This window comes from Rhodopseudomonas sp. (assembly GCF_036404135.1).
GTDB lineage: Bacteria > Pseudomonadota > Alphaproteobacteria > Rhizobiales > Xanthobacteraceae > Rhodopseudomonas_A.
In genome coordinates, this window is record NZ_DASWPE010000083.1 from 1 (window position 1) to 22,509 (window position 22,509).

Annotated in this window: 20 protein-coding genes and 1 pseudogene; 7 read left to right on the forward strand and 14 right to left on the reverse strand. The window is 65.5% G+C overall.

The window, feature by feature from the left end; all coding sequences use genetic code 11:
* The 3 genes and pseudogenes from rpoD to VGC77_RS08935 all read right to left on the reverse strand — a co-directional run.
* A pseudogene (gene rpoD / locus VGC77_RS08925) lies at positions 1-1,968 on the reverse strand (RNA polymerase sigma factor RpoD); the annotation flags it as partial.
* Between the two features lie 267 nt (positions 1,969-2,235).
* Positions 2,236-4,272, reverse strand: coding sequence for a DNA primase (gene dnaG, locus VGC77_RS08930; protein ID WP_331171214.1), 2,037 nt, complete (start codon positions 4,270-4,272; stop codon positions 2,236-2,238).
* Between the two features lie 46 nt (positions 4,273-4,318).
* The gene (locus tag VGC77_RS08935) at positions 4,319-4,681 is read right to left on the reverse strand and encodes a hypothetical protein (RefSeq protein WP_331171215.1); all 363 of its coding nucleotides are present in this window, start codon (positions 4,679-4,681) and stop codon (positions 4,319-4,321) included.
* Positions 4,682-4,926: 245 nt separating this feature from the next.
* Between VGC77_RS08935 and VGC77_RS08940 the strand changes: the two genes are divergently transcribed.
* Both VGC77_RS08940 and VGC77_RS08945 read left to right on the forward strand, forming a co-directional pair.
* Complete coding sequence (locus tag VGC77_RS08940) at positions 4,927-6,123, forward strand: MFS transporter (RefSeq protein ID WP_331171216.1); 1,197 nt, start codon at positions 4,927-4,929, stop codon at positions 6,121-6,123.
* Between the two features lie 156 nt (positions 6,124-6,279).
* Positions 6,280-6,465, forward strand: coding sequence for a hypothetical protein (locus tag VGC77_RS08945; RefSeq protein WP_331171217.1), 186 nt, complete (start codon positions 6,280-6,282; stop codon positions 6,463-6,465).
* Positions 6,466-6,472: 7 nt separating this feature from the next.
* Here VGC77_RS08945 and VGC77_RS08950 read toward each other — a convergent pair whose 3' ends face one another.
* On the reverse strand, positions 6,473-7,285 hold the full coding sequence (locus VGC77_RS08950; protein ID WP_331171218.1) for a transglutaminase family protein: 813 nt from the start codon (positions 7,283-7,285) through the stop codon (positions 6,473-6,475).
* Between the two features lie 2 nt (positions 7,286-7,287).
* Positions 7,288-8,178, reverse strand: coding sequence for a transglutaminase family protein (locus VGC77_RS08955; RefSeq protein ID WP_331171233.1), 891 nt, complete (start codon positions 8,176-8,178; stop codon positions 7,288-7,290).
* A 101-nt stretch (positions 8,179-8,279) separates the two neighbouring features.
* On the opposite strand from VGC77_RS08955, the gene VGC77_RS08960 reads away from it, so the two are divergent.
* Positions 8,280-9,080 (forward strand): N-formylglutamate amidohydrolase, encoded by an 801-nt coding sequence (locus tag VGC77_RS08960; protein ID WP_414709629.1) that lies wholly within the window; start codon positions 8,280-8,282, stop codon positions 9,078-9,080.
* A gap of 289 nt (positions 9,081-9,369) precedes the next feature.
* Here VGC77_RS08960 and VGC77_RS08965 read toward each other — a convergent pair whose 3' ends face one another.
* The 3 genes from VGC77_RS08965 to VGC77_RS08975 all read right to left on the reverse strand — a co-directional run bounded on the left by VGC77_RS08965 (position 9,370) and on the right by VGC77_RS08975 (position 11,677).
* Positions 9,370-9,987: a LysE family translocator gene (locus tag VGC77_RS08965; RefSeq protein ID WP_331171220.1), complete on the reverse strand. Its 618-nt coding sequence runs from the start codon at positions 9,985-9,987 to the stop codon at positions 9,370-9,372.
* 95 nt (positions 9,988-10,082) lie between these two features.
* Complete coding sequence (locus VGC77_RS08970) at positions 10,083-11,003, reverse strand: DUF2189 domain-containing protein (protein ID WP_331171221.1); 921 nt, start codon at positions 11,001-11,003, stop codon at positions 10,083-10,085.
* A gap of 215 nt (positions 11,004-11,218) precedes the next feature.
* Positions 11,219-11,677 (reverse strand): GatB/YqeY domain-containing protein, encoded by a 459-nt coding sequence (locus tag VGC77_RS08975; protein WP_331171222.1) that lies wholly within the window; start codon positions 11,675-11,677, stop codon positions 11,219-11,221.
* A gap of 205 nt (positions 11,678-11,882) precedes the next feature.
* On the opposite strand from VGC77_RS08975, the gene carA reads away from it, so the two are divergent.
* The 3 genes from carA (at position 11,883) to VGC77_RS08990 (ending at position 14,461) form a co-directional block, all read left to right on the forward strand.
* Positions 11,883-13,073: a glutamine-hydrolyzing carbamoyl-phosphate synthase small subunit gene (gene carA, locus VGC77_RS08980; RefSeq protein ID WP_331171223.1), complete on the forward strand. Its 1,191-nt coding sequence runs from the start codon at positions 11,883-11,885 to the stop codon at positions 13,071-13,073.
* A 327-nt stretch (positions 13,074-13,400) separates the two neighbouring features.
* Positions 13,401-13,907, forward strand: coding sequence for a PaaI family thioesterase (locus tag VGC77_RS08985; protein ID WP_331171224.1), 507 nt, complete (start codon positions 13,401-13,403; stop codon positions 13,905-13,907).
* A gap of 32 nt (positions 13,908-13,939) precedes the next feature.
* Entirely contained in the window at positions 13,940-14,461 is a 522-nt protein-coding gene (locus VGC77_RS08990; protein WP_331171225.1) for a hypothetical protein, read from the forward strand.
* 207 nt (positions 14,462-14,668) lie between these two features.
* On the opposite strand, the gene VGC77_RS08995 is transcribed toward VGC77_RS08990, so the two are convergent.
* Entirely contained in the window at positions 14,669-15,196 is a 528-nt protein-coding gene (locus VGC77_RS08995; protein ID WP_331171226.1) for a DNA starvation/stationary phase protection protein, read from the reverse strand.
* A gap of 212 nt (positions 15,197-15,408) precedes the next feature.
* Here VGC77_RS08995 and VGC77_RS09000 point away from each other — a divergent pair, with 212 nt between their 5' ends.
* Positions 15,409-16,104: a class I SAM-dependent methyltransferase gene (locus VGC77_RS09000; RefSeq protein ID WP_331171227.1), complete on the forward strand. Its 696-nt coding sequence runs from the start codon at positions 15,409-15,411 to the stop codon at positions 16,102-16,104.
* A gap of 91 nt (positions 16,105-16,195) precedes the next feature.
* On the opposite strand, the gene VGC77_RS09005 is transcribed toward VGC77_RS09000, so the two are convergent.
* From VGC77_RS09005 to VGC77_RS09025, 5 genes are all read right to left on the reverse strand, one after another.
* A complete protein-coding gene (locus tag VGC77_RS09005; RefSeq protein WP_331171228.1) occupies positions 16,196-17,842 on the reverse strand; it encodes an OFA family MFS transporter in 1,647 nt (548 codons plus the stop codon).
* A gap of 101 nt (positions 17,843-17,943) precedes the next feature.
* Entirely contained in the window at positions 17,944-18,162 is a 219-nt protein-coding gene (locus tag VGC77_RS09010) for a formate dehydrogenase subunit delta (RefSeq protein ID WP_331171229.1), read from the reverse strand.
* Positions 18,152-18,970: a formate dehydrogenase accessory sulfurtransferase FdhD gene (fdhD, locus tag VGC77_RS09015; RefSeq protein ID WP_331171230.1), complete on the reverse strand. Its 819-nt coding sequence runs from the start codon at positions 18,968-18,970 to the stop codon at positions 18,152-18,154. Before fdhD ends, VGC77_RS09010 begins: the two co-directional genes overlap by 11 nt.
* A 3-nt stretch (positions 18,971-18,973) precedes the next feature.
* Entirely contained in the window at positions 18,974-21,820 is a 2,847-nt protein-coding gene (gene fdhF, locus VGC77_RS09020) for a formate dehydrogenase subunit alpha (RefSeq protein WP_331171231.1), read from the reverse strand.
* 11 nt (positions 21,821-21,831) lie between these two features.
* The coding region (locus VGC77_RS09025; RefSeq protein ID WP_331171232.1) for an NADH-ubiquinone oxidoreductase-F iron-sulfur binding region domain-containing protein at positions 21,832-22,509 on the reverse strand (678 nt) is incomplete at its 5' end.

The window sequence follows — 22,509 nt, forward strand, 5'->3', positions numbered from 1 at the left end:
CCGCATGCGCAGCACGCGTTCTTCGCGCGGCGTCAGCGACGCCAAGACGCGCGTGGTGGTCTCGCGCAAGTTGCTTTGAATCGCGGCGTCGATCGGCAGGATCGCGTTCTTGTCCTCGATGAAATCGCCGAGATGCGAATCTTCCTAGTCACCGACCGGGGTTTCCAGCGACAGCGGCTCTTTCGCAATCTTCAGAACCTTGCGGACCTTCTCCAGCGGCATGCCGAGCTTTTCGGCCAATTCCTCCGGCGTCGGTTCGCGGCCGATTTCGTTCAGCATCTGCCGCGAGGTGCGCACGATCTTGTTGATGGTCTCGATCATGTGCACGGGAATACGAATCGTGCGGGCCTGGTCGGCGATCGAGCGGGTGATCGCCTGCCGGATCCACCAGGTGGCATAGGTCGAGAACTTGTAGCCGCGGCGATATTCGAACTTATCGACCGCCTTCATGAGACCAATGTTGCCCTCTTGAATGAGATCGAGGAATTGCAGGCCGCGGTTGGTGTATTTTTTGGCGATCGAAATCACCAGGCGAAGGTTGGCCTCGACCATTTCCTTCTTGGCCTGGCGCGCCTCGCGCTCGCCCTTCTGCACGCCGTGCACGATCTTGCGGAATTCGCCGATCTCGAGCCCCGTCAAAGCCGCCAGCGACTGGATTTCGCCGCGCAGTTCCTTGATGCGGTCCTTTTCGTGGGCGACGAAGTTCTTCCAGCCCTTGGCCGAGAGTTTCGACACCCGGTTGAGCCAGCGCGGATCGAGTTCGGAGCCCTGATAATTGCGCAGGAAATCCTCGCGGGCGACGCCGTGGCTGTCGCCGAGCCGCAGCAGGCGGCCCTCGAACGACACCAGCTTCTTGTTGATGTCGTAGAGCTGCTCGACCAAGGAATCGATGCGCGCCTGATTCAGCCGCAGCGACTTCACCTCGACGATGATCTCGTCCTTCAGCTTCTTGTATTTGCGCTCCTGCGCCGGCGACAGCGTCTCGTTCTGCAGCTGGTTGGAGATGTCCTGTTCTTGGAGACGCCGCAGCTTCTTGTAGTTCTCGGCGATCTTGTCGAAGGTCTCGACCACCTTCGGCTTCAGCTCGGCCTCGATGGCGGCGAGCGACATCTGGTTTTCGAACTCGTCGTCGTCCATGTCGCCTTCGGCGGCGGCCTCCGCACCGTCCTTGGCCTCGTCGGCCGGCGCCGCGGCCGCGGCGCGCGACGGTGCGGCGCGGAACGGGGTCGCCGAGGGCGGCGCGGCGGGCGGCGCAGCGACGGCTTCGGCGCCGTCGGCGGCCTCGCCGTCGGCGGCGACGGGGGGCGCGATCAGCGCCGGGTTCATGTTGTTCTTGGCGTCCGGACCGGCATAGGTCGCTTCCAGATCGATGATGTCGCGCAGGAAGATCTTTCCTTCGTTCAATTCATCGCGCCAGATGATGATGGCCTGGAACGTCAGCGGGCTTTCGCAGAGTCCGGCGATCATCGCCTCGCGGCCGGCCTCGATCCGCTTGGCGATGGCGATTTCGCCCTCGCGCGACAACAGCTCGACGGTGCCCATTTCGCGCAAGTACATGCGCACGGGGTCGTCGGTGCGCTCTCCGGGCTCGGACTTCTTGGTCTCGGTGACGGCTTTCGCGGTGACCTCGACCAGTTCGTTGTCGGGCTCTTCCTCGGCCTCTTCCTTGGCCTCGTCCTCGTCGTTGTCGGCGTCGTCGGCTTCCGAGACGTTGATGCCCATGTCGGAGAGCATCGACATGATGTCCTCGATCTGCTCGGGCGAGGTGGTGTCGGAGGGCAGCACTTCATTGAGCTGATCGAAGGTGACGAAGCCGCGCTTCTTGGCCTGCTTGATCATCTTCTTGACGGCTGCATCGGAGAGGTCGAGCAACGGCGACGGCGCGTCAGGAGCATCCTTCTCCGGCGCGTCGACGACCTTGTCGTCCTTGGTGTCCTTGGTCTGCAGCGTCTTTGCCTTGGTGGCCATTCAATGCTCCTGAAACGCGCTCACGCCGGGGGCGTCGCCCACCCCGCTATGAATTACTATCCGTCTCGACGCGGAAAGGGCGGCGCCCGACCGCGCCACCCGAAATCAATCTCGCCGGTTTCGCACGTTGAGAAATTTCCCGCCGTTCGCCGGTCCTCATCTAGCCGGAAGATGTTTAACTCTCGATTAACCCTGTTTCTGCAGCCAAATCCCGGATTTGGCGAGTCATTTTCCGGTTCCGGCGGCCGCCGCCGGATTCCGTTCGAATCATACGCTGCGCTGGAACCGGCCGGAGGACTCGCCGAAACCTTCGATCAGCGCCTCGGTGCCGTCGACCTCCGCGAGCCGAGCCTTGACGTCGCGCAGCCAACCGAAATTCGCCTCGCTCTGCTGGTCGCCCAAGGCCAGCTCGGCATCTTTCAATTCCCTAAGTAATGAGTGCCACTGCCGATGCAAGGCAACCAATTGATGCCACGTCGAAAGAACGTCTTCCGGCGCCGCGCCGGGACCGGCCGCCCACACATCGTTGGTCGTGATCGCTCGCTCAACGCGTTGAAGTTGCTCTGATAATCCAGCCGCTGCGAGATCTTCGCGGAGTTTGGCGCTGGGTTCGCCGGGCGCGGCGGTATGGTGATGATCATTGGCGAAGGCTGCTATGATACCGGCGCGCAGCCGGTGCGCCTCCGGATGCGCCAATTCCAGCGCCGCCACCTGTTCCAGCCGGTCGTGCAGCAGCCAGGGATGATTGAGTAGGGTTAACAGAATCAGCGCCTCGCGCCGCGAGATCGCGCTGCGCTGGCCGCGCATGATCGGGCTGGAGGCGAGCTCCGGACTGGCCACCTGATAGGGCATCCGGTTGATGGTCTGACTGCCGGCCGAGACCGCGCCACGGCCGCCGCGCGGCGGCATCCGCCCGGCGGCGCCGGGGGTAAAAGCAGAACGCTGGGCAAAGCCGCGACCTGATTCGCCGCCGAAGCCGGAGCCGCTGCGCGGGCCATTGCGGCCGTAACCGGCGCGGCCGCCGAAGCCGCCCTGCGGCGCAAAGGCTGAGCGCAGCCGCTCCGCCATGTCCTGGCGATAATAGCGCCGCAGCACCTCGTCGCGGATGCCGTTGGTGAGCTCGTTGATCCGCGCTTCCAGTGCTGCGCGGCGCTCCGGGGTGGCGAAGCTGCCGCTCTGGATCTCGCGGGTCCACAACACATCGGCGAGGCCGCGCGCCGAACCGATCACCTCCTCGATCGCGGCGCGGCCGCCGGAGCGCGCCAGATCGTCGGGGTCCTGGCCTTCCGGCAACAGCGCAAAGCGCAGGCTCTTGCCGGGGGCGAGCTGCGGCAGCGCCAGATCGGCGGCGCGCCACGCCGCCTTCTGCCCGGCCTTGTCGCCGTCGAAACACAGGACCGGCTCGTCGGCCATCTTCCAGAGGAGCTGCAGCTGGTTCTCGGTCAGCGCAGTGCCGAGCGGCGCCACGGTGGCGGCATAGCCGGCGCCGACCATGGCGATGACGTCGACATAGCCTTCGACCACGATCAGCGGCGCGCCGTCATGCGCGGCGGCACGCGCCACCGCGAGATTGTAGAGATTGTCGCCCTTGTGAAACAGCGGGGTTTCCGGCGAATTCAGGTACTTCGCCGGGACGTCCTTTTCCAGCGCGCGGCCGCCGAACGCGATCACCCGGCCGCGGACGTCGGTGATCGGAAACATCACCCGGTCGCGAAACCGATCGAACGGCACCGGAATGTCCTCGCCGGCGATCAAAAGCCCGGCCTCGACCATGTCCTCGACCGGCACGCCGAGCTTGCCCAGATGCTCCTTCAGCGTGAAGCGCTCGCCGGGCGCGTAACCGAGGCGGAATTTCAATTGCGTCGCCGGCGACATCGCGCGATCGGCGAGATAACCGCGGGCGCGAGCACCCAATCGCGACGCCAAGGTATCGGCGAAGAATTTCGCCGCAAGGTCCATCACGTCGTACAGCGATTTGCGGCGGCTCTCCTGCCGTGCGGCGTCGGGCGTCACCGCCGGCAGCGGCACGCCTGCCATCTGCGCCAGCCGTTCCACCGCCTCGGCGAAGCCGCAGCCGTCGGTCTCCATCACGAAGCTGATGATGTCGCCGTGCTTGCCGGACGAGAAGTCGTGATAGAAGCCCTTCTGGTCGTTGACGGTGAACGACGGCGACTTCTCCTGTTGAAAGGGCGACAGCCCCTTCCATTCCCGCCCCGCTTTCTTCAATTTCACGCGGCGGCCCACCACTTCCGAAACCGGAAGCCGGGCGCGCAGTTCGTCGAGAAATTGCGGGGTGAAGCGCATCAGATTTTTATCGGCTCGCAGGATGTGGCGGGCTCATGCCAACCGATCATGGATATAGGGTTTGGCGCTGAGAAAGCGAGAATAACGAGCCCGCGAGGCCGTTTTGCGACTTATTCACAGGGCTGACCGCCGCCACATCGTCACGCTCCACCGTCATCAACCGCGACTTTCCGCTGTCGTCGTAGCCGCGCTCGCTCGGCGCAGGACGACACCCAGCGATGTCCTCCTCATCGAATACGCGTTCGACGATTGCGTAAGGTGGCCCCTCGTACCAGCGCGGATCGTGATCGAGATCGAGCCGGATGGCGGCAATGGTGCGGGTGCCGACGTCGGTGCAGCGCCAACGCCCCGTCTCGGTGAGAAATTCAAGACCGATCGTAAAGTCCGAATGCTCCATCTCATCATCCATGGCGTGTGCCGACGTTGCAATTACTGCACCGAGCTCCGCCCGACCTGATCCGGGACAGCAAACCTCGGCGGCAGGTTCGGTTTGCCTTTGAGCAACATTATCTCGGGCGTGACGGATCGTCAGCTACGGTGTTGGTTAAGGATTTTGCCGCTGTTACCCCGCCATCGCGCTGCATGGCAGCGTTGCGCCTTGCCGCGCGGCGTTGCGGCCCCATATCGGGACTCCCCGCCCTCGCAGTTCCTCACATGCCGCATCCCGCCCCCTCCCCGAACGACGGTCCCGGCCCATGGCTGGTGCTGGCGCTGGCGATCGCCTCCGGCGTCACCGTCGCCAATATCTATTACGCCCAGCCTTTGATCGGGCCGATCAGCCAATCCTTCGGGCTGTCGCTGTCGGCCGCCGGGCTGATCGTCACCATGCTGCAGCTCGGCTACATGCTGGGGCTGATCTTTCTGGCCCCGCTCGGCGACCTGATCGAGAACAAGCGGCTGATCCTGATCACGCTCGGCGGCGTCGCCGTTAGCCTGCTGATGTCGGTCGCCGCCCCCAATGCGGCGCTGTTCATCGCGGCGTCGCTGCTGCTCGGCTTCACCGCGGTCGGCACCCAGATGATCGTGCCGGTCGCCGCCAACCTGTCGCCCGACCACAAGCGGGGCCAAATCGTCGGCACGGTGATGAGCGGGCTGTTGTTCGGCATCCTGCTGGCGCGGCCGTTGTCGACGCTGATCGCCGGCGAACTCGGCTGGCGCGGCATGTACCTGATCTCGGCGGCGGCGATGGCCGTGGTGATCGTGCTGATGGCGGTGGCGCTGCCGCGCCGCCGGCCACGGCAAAGCCTGGGCTACTGGCAGCTGATCGGCTCGCTGGGGCGGCTGTTGCTGAGCACCCCGGTACTGCAACGCCGCGCCGCCTATCAGGCGCTGCTGTTCGCCGATTTCAGCCTGTTCTGGACCTCGTCGCCGCTATTGCTGCAGGCGCCGCCGCTGTCGCTCGGCCACATCGCGCTGTCGGCATTTCTATTGAGCGGCGTCGCCGGTGCCTTCATCGCACCCTTGGCCGGGCGGCTCGCCGACCACGGCCATAGCCGCGCGCTGACCGGCGCCGCGATGGCCGCCGTGGCGCTGAGCTTCGTACTGATGGGGCTCGGCGGCGCCGGCTCGCTCGCCGCGATGGTGGTCGCCGGCATCGTGCTCGACGCCGGCACCCAGGCCAATCTGGTCGCCGGGCAACGCGCAATCTACGCGCTGCCGGCCGAGTTCCGCAGCCGGCTCAATGCGCTGTTTCTGGCGCTGTTGTTCTTCGGCGGCGCGCTCGGCTCGGCGCTGAGCGGCTTTGCGGTGAGCCTGGGCGGCGCGACGCTGGTCAGCGCGATCGGGTTTAGTATCGCGCTGATTGCACTGTTGCTGTTTGCCACCGAATTTCGGCGCCGCTCTGCCAAGTGAGGCGACGGCTGCCTGCGGGCCATTACGGGCCCCGCAATGATACGGAGCCCCGAGAGCCCGCATCGCAACTAAACGTCAACGCAACCGCCGTATGCCCGGCAGATGACGTCAACCAGAGGAGCGATGGCAATGATCTGTGATCGGTGCAATGGGGCCATGACGCTCACCGGCGTCGAAAGCTTCGACGCGGTTTACGAAATCCGCTCATGGGCCTGTCCCGCCTGCGACCGCAAGCGCGATCTGGCGCTGCCTGGCGTCGAGCGGCACGCCGGGGCGCGCAATTGCGGGCTGATCAACCCGGCCGAATTCGACGCGCCAGCGGTGCTCTCGGTCGCCGCCTGACCCGCAATCAGGCCGGCACCACTTCGTCGGTGACGACGACGAATTTGACCAGGTCCATGCGGCCGAAACTGGTGGTCAGCGCGACGTCGGCGGCGTCGCGGCCGGTCGCCATCAGAATGCGGCCGATCCGCGGATGGTTGTGGCGGGCGTCGAAAGTGTGCCACTGCCCCGACAGATAGGCCTGGAACCAGCCGGAGAAATCCATCGGCGCGGGATCGCGCGGCACGCCGATGTCGCCGAGATAGCCGGTGCAATAGCGCGCCGGGATGTTCATGCAGCGGCAGAACGTCAGCGCCAGATGCGCGAAGTCGCGACACACCCCGGCGCGCTCCTGATAGACGTCGTGCGCCGATTTCATGTGATGGGCGTGCTGATAGCCGAAGGTGACGTGGTTGTGCACGAATTCGGTGATCGCCGCGACCCGCGCGAAGCCGGGCTCAGTATTGCCGAACAGCGACCAGGCGATGTCGGTGAGCTTGTCGGTCTCGCAATAGCGGCTCGGCATCAGGTAGAGCAGCAACTCGTCGGGCAATTGTTCGATCGGCACCTGCTGCGCGGTCGGCACCATCACGTCGGGCAGACCGGAATCCCGCACCAGCGCCGAGCCGTAGAACGTCACGCCGCCCGCCGGCGCCACCAGCCGGCCGCAGACATTGCCGAAGCTGTCGCGATAGAAACCGATCGGCACGTTCGGTTCGGTGACGATGGTTTCGGTGCCGACGATGTCGGAAAATCGCGACGGGTGAATGCTGAGCATGATCACCATCGGCGTCGGATTGATCGCCGCATAGCTGATTTCGTAGCCGACCTTGATTTCCATGGCTACTCCCTGTCCGCCTCGCCGGCCGAGACCACGCGGATGGTGACGTCCATGCCGATGAACTCGTCGGCGGCGCCGAGATAGCTGCCGTGCAGCGGGATCGCCTGGCTGGGATCGCGCGCCACCGCGACGCGTACCAGATCGCGGCTGCCGACGATGCCGTTGGTAGGATCGAATTCGATCCAGCCGGCGCTCGGCAGATAGACCTGCACCCAGGCGTGGGTGGCGCCGCCGCCGACATAGCCGTGCTCGCGATCGCCATGCACGAACAGATAGCCGGAGACGAAGCGCGCGGCGATGCCGAGCCGTCGCAGCGCCTCGATCATCAAAAGCGCGAAGTCGCGGCAGGTGCCGGAGCCGGTCTGCAAGGTATCGAGCGGATGCTGGGTGCCGCGCTCGTGGCGCTTGCGATAGCTGAAGCTGGCGCGGATGCCGTGAGTCATCTCGCTGAGGATCTTGAAGGTCGGCGTCGGCCCCTCTACGTCGAGATAATTCCGCGCCCAGGCCGACAGTTCGCCGTCGGGATCGCCGTATTGCGGCCGGACGAATTGCACCAGGTCGGGAAACTCGTCGTCGTCGTAGCGGAACGGATAGAAATAGGCGGCGTCGTCCGGGGTCAGCGCGAACTCCTCGGTCGGCGCGTGTTCGACGGTGGCGACCGAGTTGACGGTCAGCGTGGTGGCGCGCTCGTCGAAGGTGGCAATCGCCACGCTGTTGCCGAACACGTCGTGGATCCAGCGCAGCGCCATCGGCGGCGGCGAAATGTCCAATTGTCCGGTCAGCACCCGCAGATCATGGCCGTCGCGCGGCCGTAGCATGATGCGATGCTCGCCGAACGCCACCGGCTGCGAATAGCGATATTCCGTCTTGTGATGAATGGTCAGCAGCGGCATCTTTGAAGCAATCATCTCGTGACTTTATGCTCTCAAATCTGTACCGATGCCTGCTCAATCGCAAGTCGATCTGCTGCTTCGATAAGCATGAATGACCCATGATGCAGGACAATGCGGGTATGTCAGTTCTACGTTTCGGAACCGCGGATGTTCCGGTGATCGAGAAAAATCCGCACGGCCGCTCGCCGTTTCTCCTGACCTGCGATCACTACGGTCGCGCGATCCCGCCGCAGCTCGACAATCTCGGCGTCGAGGCCAGCGAACTCGAGCGCCACATCGCCTGGGACATCGGCATCGCCGGCGTCGCCGAGCAGCTGTCGGCGGCGCTCGACGCGCATCTGGTGGCGCAGCGCTACTCGCGTCTGGTGATCGACTGCAACCGGCCGCCACGCGCGGCGAGTTCAATCCCGCTGGTCAGCGAAGCCACCTTCATCCCCGGCAATCAGGGATTGACGCAGGACCAGGCCGCGGAGCGACGGCGGTTGATCTTCGATCCCTATCACCAGCGGATCGGTGAGGTGATCGACGCAAGGATCGCCGCAGGCGTCGCCACCGTGCTGGTGTCGCTGCACTCCTTCACGCCGAGCTATGCCGGCATCGCCCGGCCCTGGCATATCGGCACGCTGTACCATCGCGACACCGTGCTGCCGCCGTTGCTGTTGAGGGCGCTGCGCGAAGACGCCGAGCTTGTGGTCGGGGACAACGAGCCTTACGGCGTCGACGACGACACCGACTACACCATTCCGGTGCATGGCGAGCAGCGCGGCCTGATCAACAGCGGCATCGAGATCCGTCAGGATCTGATCGAGGCCGCGCCCGGACAGCAGCAATGGGCGGAGCGGCTGGCGCGCGCCTTCACCGCGATCGAAGCCGCGCTGCACGCGCGGGGGCTGGTCGGATAGTAAGAGGCCGTCATTCCGGGGCGCGCGCAGCGACAACTGCGAGCGAACCCGAAATCTCGCGGCGGGGACGCGCCGCGCATTTTTCAGTTGATCGACGCGGTCATCCCCCAACGCTGTCATTCCGGGGCGCGCGCAGCGATAGCTGAACCCGGAATCTCGCAACTCGTGGCGGAATCGCGCCAGCGGCAGATTCCGGGTTCGCTCGTTCTTACGAACTCGCGCCCCGGAATGACGGCGTCGTCAGTGATCAGCGCCGCCGATTCACCCTTGATGTTGGATTAGAACCGATTCACCGCGCCCGCGACAGCGCCAGCCACAGCCCGCCGCCGATCATGAAGCCGCCGGAGATCCGCGACATCAACCTGGTGCGCCGCGCCGAGAAGAAGCGCCGCGCCCGCCCGGCCAGCACGGCGTAGAGCCCGTCGGTGACCCCGGCGATCACCATGAAGGTGGCCCCCAGCAGCGCCACCTGCGGCACGTGATCCTTGTTCATGTCGACGAATTGCGGAATGAAGGCGCCGAAGAACACCAGCACCTTCGGATTGCTGAGCAGCACCACCAGGCCCTGCAGGAAGAAGCCGCCGCGTGGCGGCGGCGGCGGGGTGTCGGCATCGAGCGCATGCCCGGGCGCGCGGAGCAGCGCGATGCCGAGCCAGATCAGATAGCCGGCGCCGGCCAGCCGCACCCAATCGAACCAATAGCCCATGGTCGCCATCAGCGAGGTCAGCCCGACCGCGAGAATGCCGATCACGATGGCGAAGCCGAGCTGCGCGCCGGCGATATTGGTCAGCGCCGGCCTTGTGCCGTGGCGCAGCCCGTTGGCGATCACCAGCGTCACCATCGGTCCGGGCAACAGCGCCAGCGCGACGCAGGCGGCGACAAAGGCGAGATAGACGTGCAGCGACATCGGAGGACTCGGGTGCGGGATTGCTGCCGCGATTATGCAATGCCGCGGCTCGGAAGCAAACCGCGGATTGCGCAGGGCGCCGCCGGTGATTTACGTCACGCCGAGCCGCTGGAGCGACCGGGCTCCGCCGCCGCGCGCGGCGCGGTCTCTGCCGGCCGGGTCATCGCGATCACCCGTCCGCTCTGGCCAGCTGCGACCTCGCGCGCGACGAGATCCGGCGCCTGTTCCGGCGCGATCGCGGCGGCCTCGGGCTCGACGATGCGGCGATACAGGTGCCAGGTGGCATGGCCGAGCACCGGCAGCGTCACCAATAGCCCGAGGAAATACGGCAGCGCCGAGATCGCCAGCAGCAGCACGATAGTCGCGGCCCAGCCGATCATCGGGCCGGGGCTGGTCACCACCGCGCGTACGCTGGTGACCATCGCGGTGACGAAATCGACGTCGCGCTCGAGCAACAGCGGGAACGACACCACGGTGAGCGAGAACAGCACCAGCGCCAAAGCGGCGCCGACGCAATTGCCGATCGCCAGGAACAGCAGCCCCTCATTGGTGGTCAGCAGCACGGTGAGGAATTCGCCGAAGCTGCCGAACGAGGCGTGCAGCCCGAGGATCAGCGCGATCAACAGCCGCACCTGGTACATCCAGACGATGAACATGAACAGCGTGACGAAGGCCATCCAGCCGACCTCGCCGCGACTGCGCACCGTCGACCAGATCGCCCGCATCGACAGCGGCTCGCCGGCCTCGCGGCGGCGGCTGACCTCGTAGAGCCCAACCGCGACGAACGGACCGATCAGCGCGAAGCCCGCGGCCAGCGGATAGGCCAGATAGACCAGGCCAAAGGCGGTGAGGCTGAGGGTGATGATGATGCCGCCGAGCGCGTAGATCGCGCCGAAGCCGAGGCCGTAGAGCGGCGCGGCCTGAAAGTCGCGCAAGCCCCGGTTCAACGCTTCTGCGACATCGGCGATCTTGATTCGCCGCACCACGGGATCAATCTTGCCGGAGATCGAGGGCATCGACTCCTCCCATTTGATTAGTTCTTATTTGTGGGCCGCGATTGTTCGCCGGGCGTCGCGCCGCGTCAATCGGCGTCTGATCGCAAGTCCGTGTTGTTGCGCTGCGGTGGCGAACGGCTGCAGGTCTGCGCGCTGATCAGGGCACCCCTCCCCTCTCCCCCGCGGTTCGCGGGGAGAGGTGAAGGAAAAGCGCCGCGCGCCGCGTCGCGCTCCACCTAGCCCGCGGTCAGCGCCGCCTTGACCAGGCCGCTGGCCTTGCCGAAATCCATCTGCCCGGCGTATTTCGCCTTCAAGGCGCCGATCACCTTGCCCATGTCCTTGATGCCGGCGGCGCCAGAGTCGGCGATGGTGGCGGCGATCGCCGCCTTGACCTCGTCCTCCGACATCTGCTGCGGCAGATAGGCGGAGATGATCGCGATCTCGTTGCGCTCCTGCTCGGCGAGCTCGGCGCGGCCACCCTTGTCGTAGAGCTCGACGGATTCCTGGCGCTGCTTGATCATCTTCTGCAGCACGCTGAGCAATTCGCCGTCGGTGAGCGGCGGCTTGCCATGGCCGCGCGCCTCGATGTCGGCGTTCTTGATGGTCGAATTGACCATCCGCAGCGTCGACAGCTTGCGCTCGTCCTTGGCCCGCATCGCGTCCTTGACCGCGTTGTTGATATTCTCGCGCAACATGAAAAACTCCTCTGCCCGCGCGTCCGGCGCGGTGTTGCGGGCTGATTTAGGCCCTCCGAGGAGGGGTGACAATCCGGTTGCGCCGCCGCTGCGGGGCAGGAAATCGCCGGGATTGCCGCCGTCCAGGGCAAATATCGCCGCCGGCGTGTGAATCCAGCTTTTCCGGCTTTGACGGGCGCTAGGCCTGCCACTATGTAATGGGCTCATGACAGCCTCAGAAACCAACCCAGCCTGGCCGGACCATAAACCGACCGCGCTCCTCGTGCTTGCCGACGGCACCGTGTTCGAGGGCTTCGGCCTCGGCGCGGAAGGCCACGCGGTCGGCGAAGTCTGCTTCAACACCGCGATGACCGGCTATGAGGAGATCCTTACCGATCCGTCCTATGCCGGGCAGTTGATCACCTTCACCTTCCCGCATATCGGCAATGTCGGCACCAACGACGACGACATCGAGACCGTCAACATGGCGGCGACGCCGGGCGCCCGCGGGGTGATCCTGCGCGCCGCGATCACCGATCCGTCGAATTACCGCTCCTCCCGACATCTCGACGCCTGGCTGAAGGCCCGCGGGATCATCGGGCTGTCCGGCATCGATACAAGGGCGCTGACCGCACTGATCCGTGGCAAGGGCATGCCCAATGCGGTGATCGCCCATGCCCGCAGCGGCGAGTTCGAACTGCACGCGCTGAAGGAAGAAGCCCGCGAATGGCCCGGCCTCGAGGGCATGGACCTGGTGCCGATGGTCACCTCCGGCCAGCGCTTCACCTGGGACGAGACGCCGTGGCTGTGGAACGAAGGCTTCGGCCGGCAGACCGCGCCTGAATTCAACGTCGTGGCGATCGACTACGGCATCAAGCGCAACATCCTGCGGCTGCTCGCCGGCGAAGGCTGCAAGGTCACCGTGGTGCCGGCGACCACCTCGTCGGAGGAGATTCTGGCGCTGAACCCAGACGGCGTATTCCTGTCGAACGGCCCCGGCGATCCGGCGGCGACCGGCGCCTATGCGGTGCCGGTGATCAAGGACGTGATCGCCTCAGGCGTGCCGACCTTCGGGATCTGCCTCGGCCACCAGATGCTCGGGCTGGCGCTCGGCGGCAAGACCGTGAAGATGCACCAAGGCCATCACGGCGCCAACCATCCGGTCAAGGACATCACCACCGGCAAGGTGGAAATCACCTCGATGAATCACGGCTTTGCGGTCGACAAGACCACTCTGCCGGGCAATGTGCAGCAGACCCACGTCTCGCTGTTCGACGACAGCAATTGCGGCATCGCGCTCGCCGACAAACCGGTGTTCTCGGTGCAGTACCACCCAGAGGCCTCGCCCGGCCCACGCGACTCGCATTATCTGTTCAAGCGCTTCGCCGAGCTGATGCGGGCGAAGAAAAGCGTGTAAGGCGGCTAGGGCATAAGCGCAGGGGTTTCGGCTGAGGCGCAGGCGGTTCGGCTGATCGTTCTGCGCATTGCTGACTCGTCATCCTGAGGAGCCCGGCGAAGCGCAGCGAAGCCGGGCGTCTCGAAGGATGACCGACCGAGTGCCTGCAGCGCATCCTTCGAGGCCGCGTGGACGGCGCTTCGCGTCGTCCACGCGGCGCCTCAGGATGACGCCGCGGATGTTAACGCGCAGAGCTGATCCCAGGAGCCGCTCCTCGCCAAATTTGCTGGCGCCGCGGCCAGACGCTTTGTATGATGACCGTCATCAAAAAAGCCCCGGGAGCACGCCATGGATGAGCGCACCAAAGCCGTCGCCTACGACGTCACGCCGAGCCACATCATGGCTGCGATGCCGGGTGTCGAGTTCGTCCGGGCGATGTTCGAGGGCCGGCTGCCGTCGCCGCCGATCATGCAGACCATCGAGCCGTTCGACTGCAGCGCCGAGCCGGGTGTCGTGGTGCTGCACAGCGTCCCGGGCTTCCGGCACTACAACCCGATCGGCTCGGTGCATGGCGGCTACGCCGCGACCTTGCTGGATTCGGCGATGGGGCTCGCGGTGCACAGCATGCTGCCGCCCGGCCAGGGCTATACCACGCTGGAATTCAAGGTCAGCTTCATCAAGGGCATGACCAGACACAGCGGCGCGGTCCGCACCGAGGGCCGCACCCTGAGCGTCGGCCGCCGCACCGCCACCGCGGAGGCCCGCATCACCGACGCCGAGGGTCGGATCTTGGCGCATGCCACCACGACATGCCTGGTGTTTCCGGTTCCGATGGGAACGCCGGGCAGCGCCTGAAGTTAATCTGAGCAGAACTGACCGGAGCCCAGATGAACGACACGCGCGACCACATCAAGCCGCAGACTTTCTACTTCGAGGACGATAGGCTGGTTCCAAACAGCGCGTTGCCGCTGGTGGTTTACAAGCGGGTGATCGACGTGACCCGCGCCGATCCGGCGCAGTCCGTCGAGGCGGTGCTGGAACGCAACGGCTGGGGCCAACGCTGGCGTGACGGCATCTACGATTTTCAGCACTATCACGCCACGGTGCACGAGGCGCTGGGCGTGGCGCGCGGCCATGCGCTGGTGCTGTTCGGTGGCGAGCGCGGCGAAGCGGTGCAACTCAGCGTCGGCGACGTTGCGGTGCTGCCGGCCGGCACTGGCCACAAATGCCTGTTCGCCAGCCATGATTTTCTGGTGGTGGGGGCGTATCCGCCGGGCGACGCGATGCAGGTGACGCGACCGACGCCGGACAACCGCCGCCGGGCGCTGCAGACCATTCCGCAGGTGCGGCTGCCGCCCTGCGATCCGGTGTTCGGCGAGAACGGCCCGCTGCTGCGGCTGTGGCGCTAAACCGGCGCACTCCCGACAATCTCACCAATCACGCTCGACCACGATCATCCTCGACCAAAACGCGTTGCGCGGCCGCGCCCGCTGCGACCACGCTTTGAAACAACGGCCACGCCTGAATGCTGCGATGCCCGGGCCGCGCCCGAGCATCGCAAAGGGGTCACGCCTGATGATTGTTGTTGTCGTTAGCTCAGGCTGAAGGACGGATCCCTACCCCTCGTTGCCGCCCTCCTGACGGCTGGCCTCGAACAGGAACCAGGTGCGGCGCTCAGTCTCATCGATGAAGTTTTCCAACAGGCTCGCGGTGGCGACATCCTCAAGCTCGTCGATGATCTTGTGCGCGCCGCGCATCGCTGCGGCGACCTTCTTGTTGTCGTTCATCAGCTCAATCAGCATCTGCTGCGGCGGCACGTAGCTGTCGTTGTTGTCCTGCAGGGTCTGCAACTTGGAAATGTGGCCGATCGAGCGCAGCGTGGTGCCACCGATCTTGCGCACCCGTTCCGCCAGCAGATCGGTGGTCGCCAACACCTGGTCGGACTGTTCGTCGAGCAGCAGATGATAGTCGCGGAAATGCCGGCCGCTGACGTGCCAGTGGAAATTCTTGGTCTTCAGGTACAGCGCGAAGGCGTCGGCGAGCAGTACGTTCAGCGTCGCGGAAATCTTGTCGACCGCCTGTTGCGGCAGGTCGGAGGGGGTGTCGAGCTCGGCGGCGACCTCGGATGCTTTGGATTTTGTCACGATTTACCTTCCTATTGACATGATACAGAACGGAACATTCGGCGGGCACGGCGAATCGCGCCGCGCACCCCACCGAGCTATTGCGTCAAATTTCGCAGAGCAAGCCGACGCTTTCACAAGCCTTCGAAACGCTCTAGACCTCAACGCGCCATAACCCCGCGAGTTCCGCGGATGGAACAAATATGGCGTGGTTTTTTGAACGGGCAAGCACGATGGACGATTGGATCGACTATTACGATTCCACGCATACGATCTACGTCAGCAAATTGCACCGCGACGTGCATTTCCGGCAGATCGCCGAGGACATCGCGGGATACATCCCCTCCTCCGAGGCCACCGTGCTGGATTATGCCTGCGGCGAGGCGCTGTCGGCGGGCCGGGTCGCCGACGCCTGCGCCCGGCTGATCCTGGCCGAGCCGGCGCCGGGGGTGCGCGGCCGGCTGATCGCCCGTTTCGCGCCCAACATCAAGATCCGGGTGCGCTCGCTCGACGACCTGCGGCACATGGACGAGCATTCCGTCGACCTCGCGGTGATGAATTCGGTGGCGCAATATATGACGGCGCAGGAGTTCGACACCGCGCTCATGGTGGTCGGCCGGTTGCTGAAACCCGGCGGGCGGCTGGTGGTCGGCGATATTTTGCGGCCCGATATCGGAATGGCGCAGGACGTCACCGCGCTGCTGCGCTTCGCGCTGGCGCACGGCTTTCTCGGCGACGCGCTATGGGGGCTGGCGCGCACTGCGCTGTCTGACTATCGCGAATTGCGCAGCAAGATCGGGCTGCAGCGCTATGGCGAGGCCGAGATGATCGGCAAGCTCACTGCCGCCGGCTTCGCCGCCTCCCGCGCGCCGAAGAATATCGGGCACAATCCGGCGCGAATAACGTTCGTGGCGACGAAGAAGAATTAGCGCGCGACCCGGTCGGGCTTCGCACTCATGCTGTTGCCGGGCCAGCGCCGCCGCTGTCCCGGCCGTTGCAAGACGATCAGTTGCAAGACGATCAGAAGATCTTGATCGCGTTCTGCAGCGTGATCCACACGCCCCAGGCCAGCGGAATGCCGACGAACGCCCAGAACGCCGCGGCGCGGGCATCAAAGCCGCCCTTGCCGATGCCGTGCGAGCCGCCGCTAGCCACCGTGGCGCCCTTGGCTTGCAGCGCCAGCACCTCTTCCGGCTTCATGAACCACTTGTCGGCGAGCGGCCGCACCAAGGCGTTGCAGATCAGTCCGAGCACCAGCATCCCGGCCAGGATGTACATGGTGAAGTCATAGACCTGCGCGCGCTCGACGCCGGCCGCGATCTGCGCTTCGCGGATGTAGTTCACCACCACCGGGCCGATGATGCCGGCGGTGGCCCAGGCGGTCAGCAGCCGGCCGTGGATCGCGCCGACGAACTGGGTGCCGAAGATGTCGGCGAGATAGGCCGGCACGGTGGCAAAGCCGCCGCCATACATCGACAGGATGATGCCAAAGGCCAGCACGAACAACGCCTTGCTGCCGATCGCCGCGAACGTCGGCACCGCGGCGTAGAGCGCGATGCCAAGCAGGAAGAACACGTAGTAGGTGTTCTTGCGGCCGATATGATCGGACAGCGAGGCCCAGAAGAATCGCCCTGCGATGTTGAACAGCGACAACAGCCCGGTGAAGCCCGCGGCGATCGCCGCGATCGCGGTTTTCTGCTCGACCGACAGCTGGTTGAAGCTCAAATCCGGCAATCCGATCAGCTTGCCGGCAAAAATCTCCTGCAGCATCGGCGAGGCCATGCCGATCACGCCGATGCCGGCCGAAACGTTGAGGCACAACACCGCCCAGATCATCCAGAACTGCCGGGTCTTATGCGCGTCGCGCAGATGCACCTGATGCGCGGTGATATAGGCGTTGGCCTTGTCCGGCGGGGTCCAGCCGTCGGGACGCCAGTTCGCAGGCGTAATCCGGTAGCTGAACGCGCCGATCATCATGAACACGAAATAGATCGCCGCCATCGCCAGGAAGGTCTGCCAGACCCCGACATCGGTCGGCGACTTGAAATAGTTCAAGAGCATGTTGGCGAGCGGGGCGCCGATCATCGCGCCGCCGCCGAAGCCCATGATCGCCATGCCGGTGGCCATGCCGCGGCGATCCGGAAACCAACGCACCAACGTCGACACCGGCGAGATGTAGCCGAGCCCCAGCCCGATGCCGCCGAGCACCCCGGAGCCGAGCCACAGCAGCCACAATTGATGGGTGAAGATGCCGATCGCGCCGAGCACCAGGCCGCCGCACCAGCACAGCGCTGAAACGAAGCCGGCCTTGCGCGGGCCGGAGCGCTCCAGCCAGCCGCCCCAGATCGCCGCGGACACCCCGAGCAGCACGAAGAACAGCGTGTACATCCAGCCCAGACTCGCCACCCGCCAGTCGCAACTGGTGGTGACCAGTTCCTGGAAGATGCTCATGTCGGCGCAGACCTTCGGCGCGTTGATGCCGACGGCACGCGACAGCGGCAGCCAGAACACGCTGAACCCATAGGCCATGCCGATGCACAGATGGATGCAGAGCGCCGCCGGCGGCACCAGCCAGCGATTGAAGCCGGCCTGGGCGATGATCCGCTCGCGGTCCAGCAGTCCCGGCCTGAGGCCGGAAATCTTGCGCGCGCCTTCGATCGTCGTCATTGAAATCCCTCCCCTGCAGCCGCCCTTGTTGGGCCGGTCTGTCGTTCGTCGTCAGAGCATCATGCCGAAAAGCGGATCCCGGTTTTCGGTATTATGCTCAACTAGTTCGGCGGCGGCTTCAACGCCTCCACCGCGTCGCGTACCTGCGGATCGAGGCCGGCGCCGCCGGCCTCCAGATGCTTCAGGATCGCCTGCCGCATTCGCGGATCCCAGAATTTGCGGATGTGCTCGGCGGTGCCGGCCACCGCCATATCGTGGCCCTGGCTGCGGAAGAAGGTGCCAATCTGGTTGGCCATGTAGACCAGTCGATCAGGCGACATCGGCGGCTTCTCCTGTCGCAATGCGGTGCCGACGGGTGAACACTTCGAACCCGTCGGCGCGGGCGATGGCGGCGAGCGTGATGCCGGCGGCCTCCGCCATCCGGATCGCCAGCGCGGTCGGCGCCGAAACCGAGACGATCAATGGCGCGCCGATCGCCGCGGTCTTTTGTACCATCTCGACCGACACCCGGCTGGTCAAGACGACCATGCCGTCGGCGGCTGCGATATTCTGCCGCGCCATCGCGCCGGCGAGCTTGTCGAGCGCGTTGTGGCGGCCGACGTCCTCGCGGATGGCGGCGATGCCGCGCGCCGGCGACCACAACGCCGCGGCGTGCACCGCGCGGGTCTCGATGTTGAGCGCCTGCAGCGCCGGCATCGCCTGCATCGCCGCCATGATCTGCTGCGGCGAAAACTGCGCCTCGGACTTTACGATCGCCGCCGGGCGCAGCGCCTGCGCAATCGAATCGATGCCGCACAGCCCGCAGCCGGTGGGGCCGGCGATATTGCGCCGCCGCGCGCTGAGCCGCTGCGCGATCTCGCCGGACAGCCACATCCGCAGTTCGATGCCGTTGTCGAACTCGACGACCTCCAGCGACTGGATCTCGGTGGCCGAACTGACGATTCCCTCGCTCAGGCTGAAGCCGACCGCGAAGTCTTCGAGGTCGCGCGGCGAAGCCATCATCACCGCATAGCTGCCGGCGTTATAGGTCAACGCCACCGGGGTTTCCTCGGGCACCGCGCGCGGCCCTTCGGTGACGCCGGACAGGCGCCAGATGCTTCGCGACACGTGTTGAACCGGATCGTGCACCAATTACTCCGCGGCTTCGATGCTGGAGGCGATGCGGCGCGCCTGGCGGGCCTGCTCGTCATAGGCCTTCTGCCATTCCGACGGCCCGTTCGACGGCGACACCTGCACCGCGGTGACCTTATATTCCGGGCAGTTGGTCGCCCAGTCGGAATATTCGGTGGTGATCACATTGGCCTGGGTGTCGGGGTGGTGGAAGGTGGTATAGACCACGCCCGGCGCTACCCGCTCGGTGATCAGCGCGCGCAGCGTGGTCTCGCCGGCGCGGCTGGCCAGCCGCACCCAATCGCCATCCCTGACGCCGCGCTGCTCGGCGTCATGCGGATGGATCTCCAGCCGATCCTCGTCGTGCCACACCACATTGGCGGTGCGCCGGGTCTGCGCTCCGACATTGTACTGGCTGAGGATTCGGCCGGTGGTCAGCAATAGCGGATAGCGCGGTCCGGTCTTCTCGTCGGTGGCGACATATTCGGTGATGACGAATTTGCCCTTGCCGCGGACGAAGTGATCAATGTGCATCACCGGGGTTCCCTCCGGCGCGTTGTCGTTGCACGGCCATTGGATCGAGCCGAGTTCGTCGAGCTTGGCGTAGGAGACGCCGGCGAAGGTCGGGGTCAGCGCCGCGATCTCGTCCATGATCTGCGAGGGATGCTCGTAGCTCATCGCATAACCCATCGCCTTGGCGAGCCCCAGCGTGACCTGCCAGTCCTCGAGCCCGTTGCGCGGCGTCATCACCTTGCGCACCCTTTGAATGCGACGCTCGGCATTGGTGAAAGTGCCGTTCTTCTCCAGGAAGGTCGAGCCCGGCAGGAAGATGTGCGCGTAGTTCGCGGTCTCGTTGAGGAACAGGTCGTGGACGATGACGCATTCCATCGCTTCCAACCCGGCAGCGACGTGCTTGGTGTTGGGGTCCGATTGCAGGATGTCCTCGCCCTGCACGTAGAGTGCCTTGAACGAGCCGTCAACCGCGGCGTCCAACATGTTGGGAATCCGCAGGCCAGGCTCCTTGTTGAGGTGCACGCCCCACAGCGATTCGAAACTCTCGCGCACCGAGTCCGTGCCGATATGCCGATAGCCCGGCAATTCGTGCGGGAACGAACCCATGTCGCAGGCGCCTTGGACGTTATTCTGGCCGCGCAGCGGGTTCACCCCGACGCCGGGCCGGCCGATATTGCCGGTGGCCATTGCGAGGTTGGCGATCGCCATCACCGTAGTCGAGCCCTGGCTGTGTTCGGTGACGCCGAGCCCGTAATAGATCACGGCGTTGCCGCCGGTCGCGAACAGCCGCGCCGCCTGCCGCAATTCGGTCGGATCGACGCCGGTCGCGGCTTGCGTCTGTTCCGGGCTGTTCTGCGGCAGCGCCACGAAACTCGCCCAGCCCTCGAACTCGTCCCAGTCGCAGCGCTCGCGCACGAAGGCCTCGTTGACCAGCCCTTCGGTGACGATGACATGGGCGATCGCGGTCAGCACCGCAACATTGGTGCCGGGCTTGAGCGGCAGGTGATGCGCCGCCTCGACCCGCGCCGAGCGCACGATGTCGGTGCGGCGCGGATCGACCACGATCAGCTTGGCGCCTTGGCGCAGCCGCTTCTTCAGGCGCGAGGCGAACACCGGATGGCCGTCGGTCGGATTGGCGCCGATGATCAGCACCACGTCGGTATGCTCGACGGAATCGAAATCCTGGGTGCCGGCCGAGGTGCCGAAGGTGGTGGAGAGCCCGTAGCCGGTCGGCGAATGGCACACCCGCGCGCAGGTATCGACATTGTTGTTGCCGAAGCCGGCGCGGATCAGCTTCTGCACCAGGAAGGTCTCTTCGTTGGTGCAGCGCGACGAGGTGATGCCGCCGACCGAGTCGCGGCCGTATTTCGCCTGAATGCGCTTGAACTCCGCCGCCGCGTAGGAAAACGCCTCGTCCCACGACACTTCGCGCCACGGATCGGTGATGCGTTCGCGGATCATCGGATTGAGGATGCGCTCCTTGTGGGTGGCATAGCCCCAGGCGAAGCGGCCCTTGACGCAGGAATGGCCACGATTGGCCTTGCCGTCCTTGTAGGGCAGCATCCGCACCACTTCCTCGCCGCGCATCTCCGCCTTGAACGAGCAGCCGACGCCGCAATAGGCGCAGGTGGTGACCACCGAATGCTCCGGCGTGCCGATCTCGATGATCGACTTCTCGTTCAGCGTCGCGGTCGGACAGGCCTGCACGCAGGCGCCGCAGGACACGCATTCCGAGCCGAGGAAGCTTTCCTGCATGCCGGCCGACACCACCGAGCCGAAGCCGCGGCCGGCGATGGTCAGGGCGAAGGTGCCCTGCACGTCCTCGCAGGCGCGCACGCAGCGCGAGCAGACGATGCATTTCGACGGGTCGTAGGTGAAATACGGATTCGAGGCGTCGATGCCCGGATTGGGATGCTTGCCGCCGTCATAGCCGTAGCGCACGTCGCGCAGGCCCACCGCGCCGGCCATGTCCTGCAATTCGCAGTCGCCGTTGGCCGAACAGGTCAGGCAGTCCAGCGGGTGGTCGGAGATGTAGAGCTCCATCACCCCCTTGCGCAGCGTCTTCAGCCGCTCGGTCTGGGTGCGGACGGAAATGCCTTCGGCGACCGGCGTGGTGCAGGACGCCGGGGTGCCGTTGCGGCCGTCGATCTCCACCAGGCACAGCCGGCAAGAGCCGAACGCGTCCATCATGTCGGTGGCGCAGAGCTTGGGAATTTGCGTGCCGATCTGCATCGCCGCGCGCATGATCGAGGTGCCCTCCGGCACGGTGACGCGCTGGCCATCGATCGACAGCGTCACCATGGTCTGCGAGGTGGAGCGCGGGGTGCCGAAATCGATTTCGTGAATCAGCGACATGGCGAAACGTCCTATTCCGCGGCCTGCAGGCGGGGCGGCCGTGCGAGGCCGAAATCTTCCGGGAAATGCTTCAGTGCGCTCAGCACCGGGAACGGCACGAAGCCGCCGAGCGCGCACAGCGAGCCGAGTTTCATGGTTTGGCAAAGGTCTTCCAGCAGCGCGATGTTGGCCGGCCCGCGCTCGCCCTTGATGATCTTGTCGATGGTCTCGACGCCGCGCTGCGAGCCGATCCGGCACGGCGTGCATTTGCCGCAGGATTCGATGGCGCAGAACGCCATCGCAAAACGTGCCTGCTTGGCCATGTCGACGGTGTCGTCGAACACCACGACGCCGCCGTGGCCGATCAGGCCGTCCTTGGCGGCGAATGCATCATAGTCGAATGGGGTGTCGAACAGAGCGGGCGGGAAATAGGCGCCCAGCGGGCCGCCGACCTGGACGGCGCGGACCGGCCGGCCGGACAGGGTGCCGCCGCCGATGTCGTACACAAGTTCGCCCAGGGTGACGCCGAAGCCGGCCTCGAAGATGCCACCGTAGCGGATATTGCCGGCAAGCTGGATCGGCATGGTGCCGCGGGAACGGCCCATCCCAAGCATCTGGTAGGCTTCGGCGCCGTCGCGGAGAATGACGGGGATGGTGGCCAGCGTGATCATGTTGTTGATCGCGGTGGGCATGCCGAACAGGCCGTGATG

Bases quoted from the DNA above. Each gene is read 5' to 3' on its own strand.
- dnaG (WP_331171214.1), bottom strand. From the start codon at position 4,272: ATGCGCTTCACCCCGCAATTTCTCGACGAACTGCGCGCCCGGCTTCCG.
- VGC77_RS08935 (WP_331171215.1), bottom strand. From the start codon at position 4,681: ATGGATGATGAGATGGAGCATTCGGACTTTACGATCGGTCTTGAATTT.
- VGC77_RS08940 (WP_331171216.1), top strand. From the start codon at position 4,927: ATGCCGCATCCCGCCCCCTCCCCGAACGACGGTCCCGGCCCATGGCTG.
- VGC77_RS08945 (WP_331171217.1), top strand. From the start codon at position 6,280: ATGACGCTCACCGGCGTCGAAAGCTTCGACGCGGTTTACGAAATCCGC.
- VGC77_RS08950 (WP_331171218.1), bottom strand. From the start codon at position 7,285: ATGGAAATCAAGGTCGGCTACGAAATCAGCTATGCGGCGATCAATCCG.
- VGC77_RS08955 (WP_331171233.1), bottom strand. From the start codon at position 8,178: ATGCCGCTGCTGACCATTCATCACAAGACGGAATATCGCTATTCGCAG.
- VGC77_RS08960 (WP_414709629.1), top strand. From the start codon at position 8,280: ATGCAGGACAATGCGGGTATGTCAGTTCTACGTTTCGGAACCGCGGAT.
- VGC77_RS08965 (WP_331171220.1), bottom strand. From the start codon at position 9,987: ATGTCGCTGCACGTCTATCTCGCCTTTGTCGCCGCCTGCGTCGCGCTG.
- VGC77_RS08970 (WP_331171221.1), bottom strand. From the start codon at position 11,003: ATGCCCTCGATCTCCGGCAAGATTGATCCCGTGGTGCGGCGAATCAAG.
- VGC77_RS08975 (WP_331171222.1), bottom strand. From the start codon at position 11,677: ATGTTGCGCGAGAATATCAACAACGCGGTCAAGGACGCGATGCGGGCC.
- carA (WP_331171223.1), top strand. From the start codon at position 11,883: ATGACAGCCTCAGAAACCAACCCAGCCTGGCCGGACCATAAACCGACC.
- VGC77_RS08985 (WP_331171224.1), top strand. From the start codon at position 13,401: ATGGATGAGCGCACCAAAGCCGTCGCCTACGACGTCACGCCGAGCCAC.
- VGC77_RS08990 (WP_331171225.1), top strand. From the start codon at position 13,940: ATGAACGACACGCGCGACCACATCAAGCCGCAGACTTTCTACTTCGAG.
- VGC77_RS09000 (WP_331171227.1), top strand. From the start codon at position 15,409: ATGGACGATTGGATCGACTATTACGATTCCACGCATACGATCTACGTC.
- VGC77_RS09005 (WP_331171228.1), bottom strand. From the start codon at position 17,842: ATGACGACGATCGAAGGCGCGCGCAAGATTTCCGGCCTCAGGCCGGGA.
- VGC77_RS09010 (WP_331171229.1), bottom strand. From the start codon at position 18,162: ATGTCGCCTGATCGACTGGTCTACATGGCCAACCAGATTGGCACCTTC.
- fdhF (WP_331171231.1), bottom strand. From the start codon at position 21,820: ATGTCGCTGATTCACGAAATCGATTTCGGCACCCCGCGCTCCACCTCG.